The organism is Dyella marensis (genome assembly GCF_049532885.1).
GTDB classification, from domain to species: domain Bacteria; phylum Pseudomonadota; class Gammaproteobacteria; order Xanthomonadales; family Rhodanobacteraceae; genus Dyella_D; species Dyella_D marensis.
The window spans coordinates 3,368,265-3,384,701 of record NZ_CP064029.1; the positions used below are offsets into that span (position 1 = coordinate 3,368,265).

The window sequence follows — 16,437 nt, forward strand, 5'->3', positions numbered from 1 at the left end:
ATATGTTCAAGAACATATTCTGCGGCGGGAGTACGCTTGCGCGGCTTCCCTTCCCCTGCATGACGCCGCCATGCCCTATACCGCCGAACACAAGCAGAAAACCCGCGAGCGCATCGTCGAATCCGCGCGCGAGCTGTTCAATCGCCGCGGTTTTTCCGACGTATCCATCGACGAAATCATGCGGCAGGCGGGGCTGACCCGCGGCGGCTTCTACAACCACTTCAAGGCCAAGGAAGAGCTGTATGCCGAGACGGTCGCGGCGTACATGCACTTCGATCCGTCGCAGCGCTGGAGCGGTATCGAGTTCGACCCGGACGCCAAAGGCACCGCCTGCGCGCAGCAGATGGTGAACATCTACCTGTCCACCGCGCACCTGGAAGATGTCGAAGGCCATTGCCCGCTGGTGGCCCTGCCCGCCGACGCGGCGCGCGCCGGGCCGCAGGCGCGGATGGCCTACTGCAAGCTGGTCGAGCACATGGCCGGCATGCTCAGCGGCGGCCTGGAAGGCTGCGAGGGCGAGGAGGCGCGCAAGCGCGGCCTGGCCATCACCGCGCTGTGCGTGGGCGGCATGGTGCTGGCGCGCACCATCGACGATCCGGCCTTCGTCGAGGAAGTGCGGCTGGCGGCGCGCGAGATGGCCTTGAAGCTGATCGGCCCCGAGGCGGCTTAAGCCATAGCTCGAAGCTATCAGAAAGATCAGAACAATCTAGTTCACCTAAGGAACCCATCTGCGTAGATTGGGACGGCAAGCCAGCCGACGCCAGCCACTCCGACTAGAAGGAATCCCCCTGTGAATCAAGATCCCCACATCGTCACGCCCACCTCCGAGACCGCGCCCGACGCGGGCCAGTCGAAGTGCCCCTTCCATCACGCCGGCAAGACGGGCACCAGCAACAAGGACTGGTGGCCCAACCAGCTCAATCTGAAGATTCTCCACCAGCATTCCCCGCTGACCGATCCGATGGATGGCGATTTCGACTACGCCAAGGCCTTCGGCGAACTCGATTACGACGCGCTCAAGCGCGACCTGCACGCGCTGATGACCGATTCGCAGGACTGGTGGCCGGCCGACTTCGGCCACTACGGCCCGCTGTTCATCCGCATGGCCTGGCATAGCGCCGGCACCTACCGCACCGGCGACGGCCGCGGCGGCGCCGGTGCGGGCCAGCAGCGTTTCGCGCCGCTCAACAGCTGGCCGGACAACGGCAACCTGGACAAGGCGCGCCGCCTGCTGTGGCCGCTGAAGCAGAAGTACGGCCGCAACATCTCCTGGGCCGACCTGATGATCCTGGCCGGCAACGTCGCGCTGGAATCGATGGGCTTCAAGACCTTAGGCTTCGCCGGCGGCCGTCCGGACGTGTGGGAGCCGGAGGAAGACGTCTACTGGGGCACCGAGACCACCTGGCTGGGTGGCGACAAGCGCTATTCCGGCGAACGCGATCTGGAGAACCCGCTGGCCGCGGTGCAGATGGGCCTGATCTACGTGAACCCCGAAGGCCCGGAAGGCAAGCCCGATCCCCTGGCCGCCGCCAAGGACATCCGCGAGACCTTCGGCCGCATGGCCATGAACGACGAGGAGACGGTGGCCCTGATCGCCGGCGGCCACACCTTCGGCAAGACCCATGGCGCCGGCCCGGCCGACCACGTGGGCGTGGAACCGGAAGGCGCCGACATCGAGGAAATGGGCCTGGGCTGGCGCAGCAGCTTCAACAGCGGCAAGGGTTCGCACGCCATCACCAGCGGCCTGGAAGTGACCTGGACCACCACCCCGACGAAGTGGGGCAACGGCTTCTTCGACAACCTGTTCGGCTACGAGTGGGAACTGAGCAAGAGCCCGGCCGGCGCGCACCAGTGGGTGGCGAAGGACGCCGGCGACGTGATCCCCGATGCGCACGACGCCTCGAAGAAGCATCGCCCGACCATGCTCACCACCGATCTTTCGCTGCGGATCGATCCGGCCTACGAAAAGATCTCGCGCCGCTTCCACCAGCACCCCGAGGAATTCGCCGACGCTTTCGCCCGCGCCTGGTTCAAGCTCACCCATCGCGACATGGGTCCGCGCGCGCGCTACCTCGGCCCGGAAGTACCGGCCGAAGCGCTGATCTGGCAGGACCCGATCCCCGCCGTCGACCACCAGCTGATCGACGCCCAGGACATCGCCGCGCTGAAGGCCAAGGTACTTGCCTCCGGCCTGTCGACCGCCGAGCTGGTCTCCACCGCCTGGGCCTCGGCGTCCACCTTCCGCGGCTCGGACAAGCGCGGCGGCGCCAACGGCGCGCGCATCCGCCTGGCCCCGCAGAAGGACTGGGCGGCGAACCAGCCGGAACAGCTGGCCAAGGTGCTGAAGGTGCTGGAGCGCATCAAGCACGAGTTCAACGCGGCGCAGTCCGGCGACAAGCGCGTCTCGCTGGCCGACCTGATCGTGCTGGGCGGCAATGCCGCGGTAGAACAGGCCGCGAAGCAGGCCGGCGTCGAGGCCACGGTGCCGTTCGCGCCGGGCCGCATGGATGCCTCGCAGGAGCAGACCGACGTCGAATCCTTCGCCGTGCTGGAACCGGTGGCCGACGGCTTCCGCAACTTCCTCAAGCAGCGCTACAGCGTGCCGTCCGAGGTGCTGCTGGTCGACAAGGCCCAGCTGCTGACCTTGAGCGCGCCGGAGATGACCGTGCTGGTCGGCGGCCTGCGCGTGCTGGACACCAACGTCGGCCACAGCCGCCACGGCGTCTTCACCCAGCGTCCCGGCACGCTGAGCAACGACTTCTTCGTCAACCTGCTGGACATGGGCACGGAGTGGAAGGCGGTGTCGAAGGAAACCTTCGAAGGCCGCGACCGCAAGAGCGGCGAACTGAAGTGGACCGCCACGCGTGCGGACCTGGTGTTCGGTTCCAACTCGATCCTGCGCGCGGTCGCCGAGGTCTACGGCAGCGCGGACGCCCAGGCGAAGTTCGTGCGCGACTTCGTGGCGGCGTGGGGCAAGGTGATGGAGCTGGACCGGTTCGAGCTGAAGTGATGTTGCCCGCGGCCTGAAGGGCTGGAAAAACGAAGCGCCGCAGCGTGATGACGCTGCGGCGCTTTTTTTGTCGGGACCAGGCATTCGGCGTAGGTTGGGGTGAGCCGCAGGCGAACCCCAACAACGTGGCGCGCCCCAGGAACCCGGTGTTGGGGTTCGCCTGCGGCTCACCCCAACCTACGCCGTCGTTATACGGCCAGGCCGGACAATCCGCTCGGCAGCTCCTCGCACGGCAGCTCCGGCATCGCCGCCACCTCCACCGCTTCCACCACACGCGCCGGCAGGCGGCCGGTGCGCACCAGGCGGTCGATGCACACCTGCACCTCGCGCCGGCCGAACGGCTTCTTGAGGAAGTCGTCGGCGCCGAAGCGCTGCACGTAGAACTGCTCGGTGGCCTGCTGGTTGCCGCTGATCATCACGATCGGGATGTCGCGGGTGAGCGGGTCGTGGCGCAGCGTGCGCAGCACGGCGAAGCCGTTGATGCCGGGCAGCACGATGTCCAGGAAGATCAGCGCCGGCTGTTCGGCGCGCGCCACCTCCAGCGCGCTTTCGCCGTCCAGCGCCCGCAGCGTGGCATAGCCTTCCTGGCCGAGCTGCCGGCCGAGCACGGCCAGCAAGGTGGGCGAGTCGTCGACCATCAGCACGCGCGCGCCTTCCGGCGCCTGCAGCCGCACGGCCTCTGCCTGCTCCTGTGCCGCGGCACCGAGCAGGCGCTTGAAGAATCCGATTCCAGACATGATGCGCGGCCCCTTTTCCGCTGGCTGCCGGGGCGGAACGCCATCGCGCCGCGCCGTAGCCGATGCGCATGCTCGCTCAGAAGCGCCGGACAAACTGCGATGCGCTGCTCAGAGAGAGTCCTTTAAGCGTCGCAATTCCCGGCGTTCCTGCTTGTCCGGGCGCCGCAGCGGGCCGGCGGCGCCGACCAGGCGGCGTTGTTCGCGCGCCTGTTCGCGTGCCGCGGCGCTGGCTTCGGTCTCGCGGTACAAGGCCTGTGCCGCTGGGGCCGTGCCGCGCTTTTCGCTCAGCGCCAGCACCTCCACTTCCAGGCGTTCCTCGCCGCGGCTGATGCGCAGGCGGTCGCCGGCGTGCAGGGTCTTGGCGGGTTTGCAGCCGGCGTCGTTGACGTCGATCTTGCCGCCGTCGATGGCCTGCTTGGCCAGGCTGCGGGTCTTGAAGAAACGCGCGGCCCAGAGCCATACGTCCACGCGCACGGCGTTGAGTTCGGTCGATGCAGTCATGCCGGCATTATCCGCCGAGCAGCAGATTGGCCAAAGGCACGGTGGCGAGCGAGAGCACGATGCCCGCGCCCAGCACGGTATTGGCCAGCGACGGTTCCAGCCCGTGCTCGTCGGCCAGGATCGCCGCCGAGATCATCGGCGCCATCGCCGCCTGCAGCACGCCCACGGTCAGCACCAGGCCGCCCACGCCCGCCGCCACGCCGACGGCCAGGCTGATCAAGGGCGCCAGCGCCAGCTTCCAGGCCAGGCCCAGCGCCAGCGGCGCGGCCTGACGTTCGCCGAGCCTGAACTTGAACTGCAGGCCCACCGAGAACAGCGCCAGCGGCGTCAGCGTATTGCCGACCGCGCCCAGCACGCCGTCGGCCACCGGCGGCCAGCCGCCCAGCGCACCGACGATGCCGCCCAGCACCAGCGCCAGAAACGCCGGAAAAGTGAGGATGCGCCGCACGATCGCGCCCGTATCGGTGGAGCCGCCCGCGTAGAGATTGGCCACCACCACGCCGGCCGAAGCCAGCAGCGGAAAGCAGCCGAGCTGGTCGGCCACCACCGCCAGGGTCAGGCCTTCGGAGCCGTGCAGGGCCTGCATCATCGGGTAGCCCATGAACGAGGTATTGCCCAGCCCGCACACCAGGGTGAGCGCGCCGACGCGCCCGCGCGACCAGCCCAGCCCGCGCCCCAGCGCGGCGAACAAGGCCCAGGCGCCGAAGAAGGTGATCCACATGGTGGCCACCGGAAACCACAGCTGCGCATTCACCTGCACCTTCGGCACCAGCTGCAGCACCAGCGCCGGCAGCGCGATGTTGATCACCCACCAGTTGATGCCCTGCACCGTGCCGGCCGGCGGCCGCGCATGGCGCTGCACCAGCAGGCCGAGCAGGAGACAGGCGAACAGCAGGATCAGGGCGGTCATCGGCACCGGAGCTTGGAGAGAAACCAGGCCGCTAGTTTCGCAGCTTCGCCGCGACCTTCGCCGGCCCGGCGCGAAGGCGCGGTGGAATGCCCATAATCGCCGCACCGCCACCCGACGAAGGCATGCACCGATGAGCGACACGGACGCCCTGGTGATCGGCGCCGGCCCCGCCGGCCTGGCCTGCGCCGCCATGCTCGGCGAGCAGGGCCTGCGCAGCGTCATCCTGGAGAAGGCCGCCACGGTGGGCGCGGTCTGGCGCCGCCACTACGACCGCCTGCACCTGCACACCGACCGCGGCCATTCCGGCCTGCCGGGGCTGCCGATGCCGCGCGGCTATCCGCGCTATCCGTCGCGGGCGCAGGTGGTGGCGTATCTGGAAAGCTATGCGGCGCACTTCGAGCTGCGGCCGGAATTCGGCAGCGCCGCGCGCGCCGTTCTGCGCACGGAACACGGCTGGCGGGTGGAAACGCCGACGCGCGCATGGAACGCGCCGATCGTGGTGATCGCCACCGGCTGGGCGGATTTCCCGCACGTACCGGCCTGGCCCGGGCAGGCCCAATACCGCGGCGACGTGATCCACAGCAGCAGCTACCGCAACCCCGTGCCTTACGCCGGCCGCCGCGTGCTGGTAGTAGGCTTCGGCAATTCCGGCGGCGAGATCGCGCTGGACCTGGCCGATGCCGGCGTCGATACCACCCTGGCCGTGCGCAGCCCGGTGTGCATCCTGCCGCGCGAACTGCTCGGCCTGCCCATCCTCACCTGGGCGGTCAGCCAGGCCGCCCTGCCGCCAGCCCTGGCCGATGCGCTCAACGCGCCGGCGATCCGCCTCGCCGTCGGTTCCATCGAACGCCTGGGCCTGGTGAAGGCATCCAAAGGGCCGCGCCGGATGATCGCCGAGGACCGCAAGATTCCGCTGCTGGATATCGGCACGGTGGCGGCGATCCGCGCCGGACGGATCAAGGTGCGCGGCGGCATCGGACACTTCAGCGCCGAGAGCGTGGCGTTCGAACCCTCGCCTGCTACCGGCGGCAAGGCGGTGACCGAAGCCTTCGACGCGGTGATCCTCGCCACCGGCTTCCGCCCCGACCTGCGCACGCTGCTGCCCGGCACGCCCGAAGCGCTCGATGCACAGGGCCAGCCGCGCGTCACCGGCGCAGCCGCCGCGCCGGGGCTGTTCTTCTGCGGCCAGAGTCCCTCGCCAACGGGGCAGCTGCGCGAGATCGGCATCGAGGCGCGGCGCATCGCCCGGCTCGCCGCGGCCCTGCCGCGTTGACACCGGCCCGGGCCAGGATCACAGTCCGCGCGGGAGGAGGCCGCGACAGCGGCCCGGAGGCCCCCACCCTCCAGCCAAGGAGCCAGCCATGAAGCGCATGCATTTCCTCGCGGTACTGGGCTTGTCGCTCGTCGCCTCGCAGGCGGCGATGGCGAGCGAATCGCTCAGCGATTTTCCCTTAAGAACCCTGCCCGTCCTGGTCAACGTCGACGCCGCGGGCAAGATCACCAGCGCCTCGCCGGCGCGCGAGCTGCCTCCCGTGATGGAACGGCTGCTGCGCACCAACCTGGACGAGATGGTCTCCGGCCCCGCGCACTGGAAGGGCAAGGCGATCAGCAGCCAGTGCATCATCAACGTCGCGCTGCAAGCTTCGCCGCGCGACGACGGCAAGTACGACGCCGGCTTCGCCTATCTGTCCGCGCAGCCGGTGCCGATCGGCCGCTGGCACTGGGTGAACCTGGATGGGCGCCGGCTGATGCTGGCCAATGACGATTGGCCGCGGCGCATGCACGCTCCGCGCTTCGACGGCCACCAGGGCGGGTTCGGCTATCCGACCGGCGCCGAGCGCGCCTTGCAGTCGATGCCGTCCATGAACGCGCCGGCCGGCAATCCGGGCGGTACGCCTCCGGCCAGCCGGGGCCGCTGAGCCTCAGGTCCGAGCCCACAAAAAAAGCCCGCCGTCGCCGGCGGGCTTTTTTCATGCGCGAGCGGATGCTTCGCTCAGCCGAGCAGCACGCGGTTCATGCGCTGCACGAAGCCCGCCGGATCCGGCAGCTGCGCGCCGGCCGTGATCTCCGCCTGCTCCAGCAGCAGGTTGGCCAGGTCGCGCGCCTTGCCTTCGTCGCCCTCCGCTTCCACGCGCTGCAGCAGGGCGTGGCGCGGATTGATCTCCAGCGTCGGCTTGCTCTCGGGCGCGTCGTGCCCGGCTTCGCGCAGCAGGCGGGCCAGATGCGGGGCCATCTCGAAATCCGACAGCGCCAGGCAGGACGGCGAATCGGTCAGGCGCGCCGACACGCGCACGTCCTTCACCCGCTCGCCCAGCAGCTCCTTCAGCTTGTGCAGCAGCGGCTCGGCGGCCTTGCTGGCTTCTTCCTGGCGCTGCTTGTCCGCCTCGTCCAGCGGCAGCTCGCCCTTGGCCACGTTCTGCAGCTTCTTGCCGGCGTATTCGCTGAGGCTGCCGAGCATCCATTCGTCGATGCGGTCGGACATCAGCAGCACTTCGATGCCCTTGGCCTTGAACGCCTCCAGCTGCGGGCTGCCCAGCGCCGCCGCATGGCTGTCGGCGGTGATGTACCAGATGGTTTCCTGGCCCGGCGCCATGCGGCCGATGTAGTCGTCCAGCGACACCGTCTGCGCCGCGCCCTCGCCCTTGGTCGAGGCGAAGCGCAGCAGCTTGGCGATGCGTTCGCGGTTGGCGTGGTCTTCGACGATGCCTTCCTTCAGCGTGTTGCCGAAGGCCTTGTAGAAGGTGGCGAATTTTTCGGGTTCGTCGCGCGCCAGCTTTTCCAGCAGGTCGAGCACGCGCTTCACGCAGGCGCTCTTGATGCGCTCGAGCTGGCGGTTCTGCTGCAGGATCTCGCGGCTGACGTTGAGCGGCAGGTCGTCCGCGTCCACCACGCCGCGCACGAAGCGCAAGTAGTTCGGCAGCAGCTCCTCGGCGGCGTCCATGATGAAGACGCGCTTGATGTACAGCTTCAGGCCCTTGCGCTCGTCGCGCCCGCCCATCATCAGCTCGAACGGCGGCTGCGCGGGGATGTACAGCAGGGTGGTGAAGCTCTGGCTGCCTTCGACGCGGTTGTGCGTCCAGGCGAGCGCGTCGTTGAAGTCGTGGCCGAGCGACTTGTAGAAGCTCTGGTAGTCCTCGTCGCTGATCTCCGACTTGGGCTTGGTCCACAGCGCCGAGGCGGCGTTGACGGTTTCCCATTCCTCGCCCGGCTTGCCGTCCACTTCCAGCGGCATGCGGATCGGGAAGGCCACGTGGTCGGAATAACGGGTGATCAGGGACTTGAGCGTCCACGGCTGCAGGAATTCGTCCTCGCCGGCCTTCAGATGCAGGATCACGGTAGTGCCGCGTTCGGCCAGCTCCAGGCCCTCCAGCGAGTACTCGCCCTTGCCGTCGCTCTCCCACTTCACGCCCTCGCCGGCCGGCGCGCCGGCGCGGCGGGTCAGCACGGTGACGCGGTCGGCCACCACGAAGGCGGAATAGAAACCCACGCCGAACTGGCCGATCAGGCGCGCATCGGTCTTCTGCTCGGCGCTCATCGCCTCCAGGAAGCGGCGCGTACCGGAGCTGGCGATGGTGCCGATATTGGCCACCACTTCGTCCAGGCTCATGCCGACGCCGTTGTCGCGCACGGTGACGGTGCGCGCGGCCGGGTCCCAGCTCACGTCGATGCGCAGCTCGCCATCGCCGGCCAGGAGGTCGGGCTGGGCGATCGACTCGAAGCGCAGCTTGTCGCAGGCATCGGAGGCGTTGGAAATCAGCTCGCGCAGGAAGATTTCCTTGTGCGAGTACAGCGAATGGGTGACCAGGTGCAGGACCTGGGCGACTTCGGCTTCGAACTTGCGGGTTTCGGTGGTCATAGTCATGGACGCTGTGTTGGCGTGGATGGCTGATGCGGAACGTTGACGATGTCGAACCATAACAAGGGAGGCGGGCGCCGCGCGCCCGCCTCCCGGGAAAAACCCTGTGCTCAGGCCCGCTGCTGCAGCGCGGCGATGCGCTCGTCCAGCGGCGGGTGGCTCATGAACAGGCGCTGGAAGCCCGAGGCCAGATGGCCGGAGATGCCGAACGCGGCGATGGTCTGCGGCAGGGTGCTCTCGCCGTGGTTGGCCTGCAGGCGCTGCAGGGCCGAGATCATGGCGCCGCGGCCGGCCAGCTGGGCGCCGGCGGCGTCGGCGCGGAACTCGCGCCAGCGCGAGAAGGCCATCACGATCATCGAGGCGAACAGGCCGAACACCAGCTGCAGCACCATCACCGACACGAAGTAGCCGATGCCGCCGCCGTCGCGCTCGCGCCCGCCGGACAGCCAGCTGTCCACCGCGCGGCCGACCAGGCGCGCCGCCACGATCACCAGGGTGTTGAGCACGCCCTGGATCAGGGTCAGGGTAACCATGTCGCCGTTGGCGACGTGGCCGATCTCATGGGCCAGCACGGCCGACACCTGCTCGCGGTCCATCTGCTGCAGCAGGCCGGTGCTGACCGCCACCAGGGAGCTGTTCTTGCTCATGCCGGTGGCGAAGGCGTTCATTTCCGGCGCGTCGTAGATCGCCACCTCGGGCATGCCGATGCCGGCGTTCTGCGCGTGGCGGCGCACGGTGTCGAGCAGCCAGCGCTCGCCCTCGTTCTGCGGCTGCTCGATCACGCGGGCGCCGGTGGACATCTTGGCCATCCACTTGGACATGGCCAGCGAGATGAAGGCGCCGCCCATGCCGAACACGGCGGCGTAGGCCAGCAGGCCGGGCATGCCGCCCAGCCCGCGCGAGGCGGCCCACTGGTCGATGCCGAGCAGCCGGCACACGATGCTGAGCAGGAACAGGACGGCGATATTGGTAAGCAGGAACAGTGCGATGCGACGCATGGCTGTCTCTCTGGGCAGTCATGAAAAGGGAATGCGGCGAGGCCGCACGCAAGTAATCGTGGCAAAGCGTACCGGTTTCAAGAGCGGCCGCGCCGCTGCCCCCTACAATGCATGGATGACCTATCGCGGACGCTTCGCCCCCTCTCCGACCGGCCAACTCCACTTCGGTTCCCTCGTCGCCGCCCTGGCCAGCTGGCTGTGCGCGCGCCACGCCGGGGGCCGCTGGCTGCTGCGGATGGAGGACATCGACCCGCCGCGCGAAGTGCCCGGTTCGGCACGCGGCATCCTCGACGCCCTGCCCGCCTTCGGACTCGTCGCCGATGAACCGGCCTTGTTCCAATCACATCGCCTTGACGCTTACGAAGCGGCCTTCGAGCAGCTGCGCGAGCGCGACCAGGTCTTCCCCTGCTGGTGCAGCCGCGCCGACCTGGCCGCGGCCGGCGGCATGCATCGCGACGGGCGCTGCGTGGCGGCGCCGGATCCGTCGCGTGCGCCGGCCTGGCGCTTGCGCGTGCCTGACGTGGAGGTGGGCTTCGTCGACGGCCTGCAAGGCCCGCAGCGGCAGAACCTGCGTGAGTCGGCCGGCGATTTCGTGATCAGGCGGGTGGAAGGCTTCTACGCCTACCAGCTGGCCTGCGTGGTCGACGATGCCTGGCAGGGCGTCACCCAGGTGGTGCGCGGCAACGACCTGCTCGATTCCACTCCGCGCCAGCTCTGGCTGCAGCGCTGCCTGGGACTGGCCTCGCCGACCTATCTGCACCTGCCGCTGGCGGTGGATGCGCAGGGGCGCAAGCTCTCGAAGTCTGAAAATGCGCATCCGGTCGATCCGCGCGATCCGCTGCCGGCCCTGCGCCGCGCCCTGCGTTTTCTCGAACTTCCCTGCGGGATGGAAGCGAACCATCCCGAGGCCTTGCTGTCCCAGGCGCTCGCGCATTTCGATCCCACGCGTTTGCCGCACTGCAGCGAACGCCTGGCCTGCTGAAGCGCTGCCTTCCGGCCGCATAAACCGCTATAAAGACCGAGCCGCCACGGCGCAGCGCATCGCGCGCATGGCGGTTTCCTTACGTCGACGAATTGCCATGTTTCCCTATCAACATGGCCAGGCAACACCAGTTCGGCTTTCTCGCACTCTTCGCGCATCTATGGAGACAACGGCATGACGCAGCGCACGGCATTGGTCACGGGTGGCACGGGCGGCATCGGCACCGCCATCGTTCGGTATCTGGCCCGCCAGGGCCATCGCGTCGCCACCAATTACCGCGACCCGGCCAAGGCTGAGGCGTGGCGCGCCGCGATGAAACAGGAAGGCTACGACGTGGTGCTGGTGCAGGGCGACGTGTCCGATCCGGCTTCGTGCGAAACCATGGTGCGCGAGATCGAGGCCCAGGCCGGCCCGGTCGAGATCCTGGTCAACAACGCGGGCATCACCCGCGACACCACCTTCCACAAGATGAGCTACCAGCAGTGGATGGACGTGGTGAACACCAACCTCAACGCCTGCTTCAACGTCACCCGCCCGGTGATCGACGGCATGCGCGGGCGCAAGTGGGGCCGCATCGTGCAGATCAGCTCGATCAACGGCCAGAAGGGCCAGTACGGCCAGGCCAACTACGCCGCGGCCAAGGCCGGCATGCACGGCTTCTCCATTTCGCTGGCGCAGGAGAACGCCAAGTTCGGCATCACCGTGAACACGGTGTCGCCGGGCTACGTCGCCACCGACATGGTGATGGCGGTGCCGGAGGAAGTGCGCGAGAAGATCGTGGCGCAGATCCCGGTCGGCCGCCTGGGCAAGCCGGAGGAGATCGCCCATGCGGTGGCCTTCCTCACCGGCGAGGAGGCGGCGTGGATCACCGGCACCAACCTGGCCATCAACGGTGGCCATTACATGGGCTGGTAAGAGCGTTGCGTCTTCTCAAATAGCACGAAGCCGCCATCCCGGCGCGGGCCGGGATGGCGGTGAGGAAAATCGAACGGCGCGCTGCGGGCGCGCCCCCTGACGGGCAGGCCTTGGGCCTGCCCGTTTGCATTTCGATGCGGACGCCGCCGCCCCGGCCATGTGGCGCATTTGTGCTACATACCGCGCCCGTTCGAGGCGATAGCGTCGCCCCTCCGTGGTTGCACCCGGCATCGGCCGGGCGACCGTCATCACCCAGGGGAATGCCATGTCCGTCGATGCGAAAGAAGTTCTTGCCACGCAGTCGCTCCATGCAGCGGCCGGTCCGGGCGCCGCCGATCCGTTCGGGACTGCCAACAGCCGCGTACTGTTTCGCGACGAAGGCCTTGGCGTGCTGACCTGGTCCAGAAACGATGCGCGAGCCAGGTTCAACGCGCATCTGTTCAAGGACAATCGACAGCTGAAAGAGTCGAAGTCCCACGACTTCGACGCCGCCGATGGCACATCGGACGCTTATCTGCGCCATGCCGTCGCCGTGGGACGGGTCATGACGGACGACTACGACGAATGTTTTGCGCTCAAGCGCCATGCGCTGGTGAAGATCAATAACCAGCATGCCCGGGTCACGTGGACGATCTCCAATCTTGGCGGCGCCGCCGCCGCGGCCGGCACGGCGCTTCCCTCCTTCACCTTCACGGACAACGTGGACCTGCGTGCCGACCACATGCATATGCAGACCCCGGGGGCCCTGGCGATTGCCGACCTCGACGGCCTGGTGGTCGGCGGCCGCACGCGCGACGAGATCATTACCGTGCGCGAGACCACCGGCAGCGACCTGACGCTGGAAGTGTTCAACTTCGCATGGGGCCTGCCGGGCTCGCACACGGCGATCCGACTGCCGGATCCGCTGGCTTTCCTGCCTCGCCTGGGCGAGTCGCAGCGCCGGCCCGGCACGGTGATCGTGAAGACGGGCGACTTCAGCGGCAACGGCAAGCGGCAGATCCTGGTGGTCTACCACGCGGCGGAACGCGCGAACCCCGAGAAGATCCGTATCCAGGCCGTCGTCTATGACTACTCGGTCGATGCCGACAGGCGCACGGCCAGCCTGGCGCAACGCGAGAAGATCACGGTCGCCGACAACGTCACGGGCAATACGGGGCTGGACATGGCGGTGGGCGATTTCCTGGGCCTGACCGGACAGCGCAGGATCGATGGCGTGCTGGCCGGCCTGGGACGCGAGCAGGTAGCGGTGATCTATCACGCCGACGGCCGCCGCAGCGGAAACAACGACAACATCTGCAACCTGATCGTCACCATGCTCGATCGCGATCCGTACTACGCCGCCAAGGAGGGCGCGGTGCTGGCGGTGCGGCACCACCACAAGGCGGTCAACCGGGACGACTTCCGGGCCCGCCGCACGACGCCGGATCCGGTCTTTCTGCAGGGCCCGAGAAAGCAGGTGTTCGCGCTGGCCGCAGGCCAGTACCGGCTGGACCCGGCCAAGGGCTACACGCTCGGCCGCAAACAGCTGGCGGTGGTGTATTCGGTGCTGGCCACCAATCGGGGAAAGTTCGACTTCTACGAAGGGACTTACAACTACGTCAAGGCGGTCGGCTTCTCCATCTCGGCGGCGCAGGCCGGAGGCGATGGTTCGGCGGCGCCGGCGTGGAATTTCGCCTGGTATGGACAAGTCCAGACCCAGGACACCGGCGAATTGATCGTCCAGCTCGATGCCAAGGCGGCCAATCTGTTCGACGGCCAGCTCAATCCACCGTCGCCGACCGACACCCTGGCAGTGGCCAGCCTCACCAACAACGGCTCAGGCAAGCCCGGCGTGGTCACGCTGCACCGGGGCACGCTCAACATCGATGGCGACCAGGGGATCACCGTCGCCGGCTATGACGAGAAGAACGCATCGAGCGATCCCGGATTCGACAACGCCAACAACACCGGCATCGCCATCGTTGCCTACGATTTCAAGGGGCGTTCGACCCGGCTGGCGCCGCCGGTGCGCATCACCATCAACAATATCGTCAGCACCAATTACATCCTGCAGGAGCCGCCCAAGCATATCGACTACCTGCCCAACAACGATCCGCCGAGCCCGCTGGGCATCGTCAACGTCAGCCTCCAGGCGGGCTTCAACGTCACCTATACCGACGAGCAGAGCAAACAGGTGACCACCACCCACACCAGCACCGTGGCGAACACCTTCAACCACAGCGACGAGCTCACCATCGGCGCGGGCGTCACGATGGGCGACGTCAAGAAAACCGGCATGTCGTTGAACGTGACCGAGACCGTCAAGTTCGGCTATGCCTACAACGAAAAAAGCACCGAATTCAGCAGCGCGGTCAGCAGCCTTTCCACCAAGCTGTCGGCAAGCACCAACAGCGACGACGCGCTGAGCTATGTGCTGCGCACCGTGGACATCTATCGCTACCGCTTGCTGGGGCGCACCGCGGACAACGGCGACTTCGTATTCGTCGATATTTCGATGCCGCGCCCGTTTCCGCAGCAGGCGGTTTCCTGCGACGGCAGCACGCTGCCGGACGTCTACCAGCCCACCCATCAGAACGGCAACGCGCTGAGCTATCCGGTGCTGGCGCCGGGAATGAACGTCGCCTACGCGCCCGCCGACATGGGCGAAATCCGCCGCCCCGGCGACACGCCCGGGCAAACCGTCACGGTGACCGAACCGCTGACCACGCCGATCCTGTATTTCTGCAACGGCAACAGCGAAACCCAGGACATCAGCTGGAGCACCACGGCGGCCGGCACCTCGAGCTTCGAGTACAGCAAGACCCTGAGCGGCAGTTCCGACACGACGGTCTCGTTCGAGGCGAACGCCGACTATCTCGTCATGAGCACGAACTTCAAAGCCAGTTTCAAGACCTCGACGGGCGGCAGCCACGGCTGGAACAACCAGCGCCTGGAGAACATCACCGGCGCGCGCACCCGCAAGCTGCTGCTGACCAAGCCGAGCTTCAACAAGAACATGGGCTATGCGTTCCAGCCGCTGTTCTACGCGACCAAGGACGGCACCCTCAAGATGTCCAGCGCCACCAGCTTCACCGAGGGCGTCGGCCAGGAGTGGTGGGCGAAAACCTATGCCGCGCCGGACGCCGCGCTGAATCTGCCGTATCGCTTCCTGCCGGATGGCTCGGGCTTCAACACGCTCGACAATGCCCGCCGCATCCGGGGCGGCCTGGCCTGCTACGCGACCCCGAGCAAGACGACCGGCCTGCTTACGCCGGTGTCGGGTGCGGTGGCGCCGGGCGCCAAGCTGATGCTCGAGGTGCGCGTGCATAACTTCAGCCTCGGCAGCAAGCTCGGCCTGGCACCCGACGGCGCCAGCAAGCCGGTCAAGGTGCGCTTCGACTACGTCGAGGTCGACAGCATCTCGCGCGAGGAAACCGGCGCCCGCATCACCATCGGCACCGCCGCGGTCGAATTCCTCGACGCGAACCTGGCCGATCCGTCGCGTCCGCATCCGGACAGCCAGCGCTCGGCGGCCGACGACAAATACGTGATTCCGCCGCGCGGCATCGGCCGGGCACGTTGCGCGTTCGAACCGCCCGCGCTGCCGGCGGGCAGCACCCGGCGCGAATACCGCATCTACGCCGTGGTCGACCCCGACAACGAGATCCGCTGGAAACGCGCGGACGGCACGCTGGCTCCGCAGACGCACGTGCGCCATACCGATTTCGCGGTGATCCGCCTGCGCAATATCCCGCTGCCCGGCGTCAAGTACACGATCGTGCTGCAGGACCAGCAGAAGCGGGTGCTGGATACCGTGCAGTACATCAGCCAGGGCGGCGGCGGCCAGGCCGAAGTGCTCAATGCGCTGGCTGCGGCGCTGCAGAAGTCGGCGGCATTCAAGAACGCGGGATTGCAGCTCAACCCCGACGCGCTGACCTCGTCGGCCTCGGTGATCCGCATCTCCAGCAGCACCGGCAACGCCAAGGTCAAGCCGGGCAACGAATACCGCTCCGGCGTGGTGCTGGCGGACAACAGCGCCGTCTACTTCGTGCCGACCGTCGAAAGCACCAGCGGCCAGGCGACCACCCACAACGCCATCAGCATCACCAACGACAGCCCGGCGCAGAACAAGGAGGGATGGTTCCCGCTGGTGGTCGCGTCGACGGCGCTGCGGGCCACGTCGGCACCCGCCGCGCCCACCCTGCTGACGCTGCCGGCCAGGCCGCTGGCGGTGCGCAACGCGCATGGCGAACTGGTGTCCGACCACGCGGAGCTGCCGGGCGGCCGGTACGCCGGTTTCCGCATCAGCGTCGGCGCCGACCTGGCGCAGCGTGCCGATGGCTGGGCCGAGGTATTCCTCGGCGATCCGCAGCACGGTGGACAACTGCTGGGCATGACGGCGTTGAGCGCGCTGGCCGGGGGCGAGCCGGATCACGCCTGGGGCGAATGGCTGATCCCGCCGACGCCGGGCAGGTTCCCGCTGTTCGTGCGGGTGACCGGCGCCAACCGCGTCACCGCCAAGGCCATGGAACTGACGATCCTGGCCTAG

The 16,437-nt window shown here is 67.9% G+C and carries 12 protein-coding genes; 7 read left to right on the plus strand and 5 right to left on the minus strand.

Going from position 1 to position 16,437, the window contains the following annotated elements:
• Positions 1-70: 70 nt before the first annotated feature.
• Both ISN75_RS14460 and katG read left to right on the plus strand, forming a co-directional pair.
• Complete coding sequence (locus ISN75_RS14460) at positions 71-670, plus strand: TetR/AcrR family transcriptional regulator (RefSeq protein WP_168647085.1); 600 nt, start codon at positions 71-73, stop codon at positions 668-670.
• Positions 671-808: 138 nt separating this feature from the next.
• A complete protein-coding gene (gene katG / locus ISN75_RS14465) occupies positions 809-3,010 on the plus strand; it encodes a catalase/peroxidase HPI (protein ID WP_343818903.1) in 2,202 nt (733 codons plus the stop codon).
• A gap of 188 nt (positions 3,011-3,198) precedes the next feature.
• On the opposite strand, the gene ISN75_RS14470 is transcribed toward katG, so the two are convergent.
• The 3 genes from ISN75_RS14470 to ISN75_RS14480 all read right to left on the minus strand — a co-directional run bounded on the left by ISN75_RS14470 (position 3,199) and on the right by ISN75_RS14480 (position 5,158).
• Positions 3,199-3,747 carry a response regulator gene (locus ISN75_RS14470; protein WP_343818739.1) on the minus strand — a complete coding sequence of 183 codons (549 nt, stop codon included), beginning with the start codon at positions 3,745-3,747 and terminating at the stop codon, positions 3,199-3,201.
• Positions 3,748-3,855: 108 nt separating this feature from the next.
• Positions 3,856-4,248, minus strand: a complete 393-nt coding sequence (locus ISN75_RS14475) for an RNA-binding S4 domain-containing protein (protein WP_343818737.1) — start codon at positions 4,246-4,248, stop codon at positions 3,856-3,858.
• A gap of 7 nt (positions 4,249-4,255) precedes the next feature.
• Positions 4,256-5,158 carry an AEC family transporter gene (locus tag ISN75_RS14480; protein WP_208399703.1) on the minus strand — a complete coding sequence of 301 codons (903 nt, stop codon included), beginning with the start codon at positions 5,156-5,158 and terminating at the stop codon, positions 4,256-4,258.
• A 130-nt stretch (positions 5,159-5,288) separates the two neighbouring features.
• On the opposite strand from ISN75_RS14480, the gene ISN75_RS14485 reads away from it, so the two are divergent.
• On the plus strand, positions 5,289-6,431 hold the full coding sequence (locus ISN75_RS14485) for an NAD(P)/FAD-dependent oxidoreductase (RefSeq protein ID WP_343818734.1): 1,143 nt from the start codon (positions 5,289-5,291) through the stop codon (positions 6,429-6,431).
• 88 nt (positions 6,432-6,519) lie between these two features.
• Positions 6,520-7,077 (plus strand): hypothetical protein, encoded by a 558-nt coding sequence (locus ISN75_RS14490; RefSeq protein WP_167254347.1) that lies wholly within the window; start codon positions 6,520-6,522, stop codon positions 7,075-7,077.
• A 74-nt stretch (positions 7,078-7,151) separates the two neighbouring features.
• On the opposite strand, the gene htpG is transcribed toward ISN75_RS14490, so the two are convergent.
• Positions 7,152-9,020: a molecular chaperone HtpG gene (gene htpG, locus ISN75_RS14495; RefSeq protein ID WP_343818732.1), complete on the minus strand. Its 1,869-nt coding sequence runs from the start codon at positions 9,018-9,020 to the stop codon at positions 7,152-7,154.
• A gap of 104 nt (positions 9,021-9,124) precedes the next feature.
• The gene (htpX, locus tag ISN75_RS14500) at positions 9,125-10,012 is read right to left on the minus strand and encodes a protease HtpX (RefSeq protein WP_167254343.1); all 888 of its coding nucleotides are present in this window, start codon (positions 10,010-10,012) and stop codon (positions 9,125-9,127) included.
• A gap of 115 nt (positions 10,013-10,127) precedes the next feature.
• Between htpX and gluQRS the strand changes: the two genes are divergently transcribed.
• From gluQRS to ISN75_RS14515, 3 genes are all read left to right on the plus strand, one after another.
• Positions 10,128-10,994: a tRNA glutamyl-Q(34) synthetase GluQRS gene (gluQRS, locus tag ISN75_RS14505; RefSeq protein ID WP_343818902.1), complete on the plus strand. Its 867-nt coding sequence runs from the start codon at positions 10,128-10,130 to the stop codon at positions 10,992-10,994.
• Positions 10,995-11,168: 174 nt separating this feature from the next.
• Complete coding sequence (phbB, locus tag ISN75_RS14510; protein WP_167254335.1) at positions 11,169-11,909, plus strand: acetoacetyl-CoA reductase; 741 nt, start codon at positions 11,169-11,171, stop codon at positions 11,907-11,909.
• 265 nt (positions 11,910-12,174) lie between these two features.
• Complete coding sequence (locus ISN75_RS14515; protein WP_343818731.1) at positions 12,175-16,437, plus strand: hypothetical protein; 4,263 nt, start codon at positions 12,175-12,177, stop codon at positions 16,435-16,437.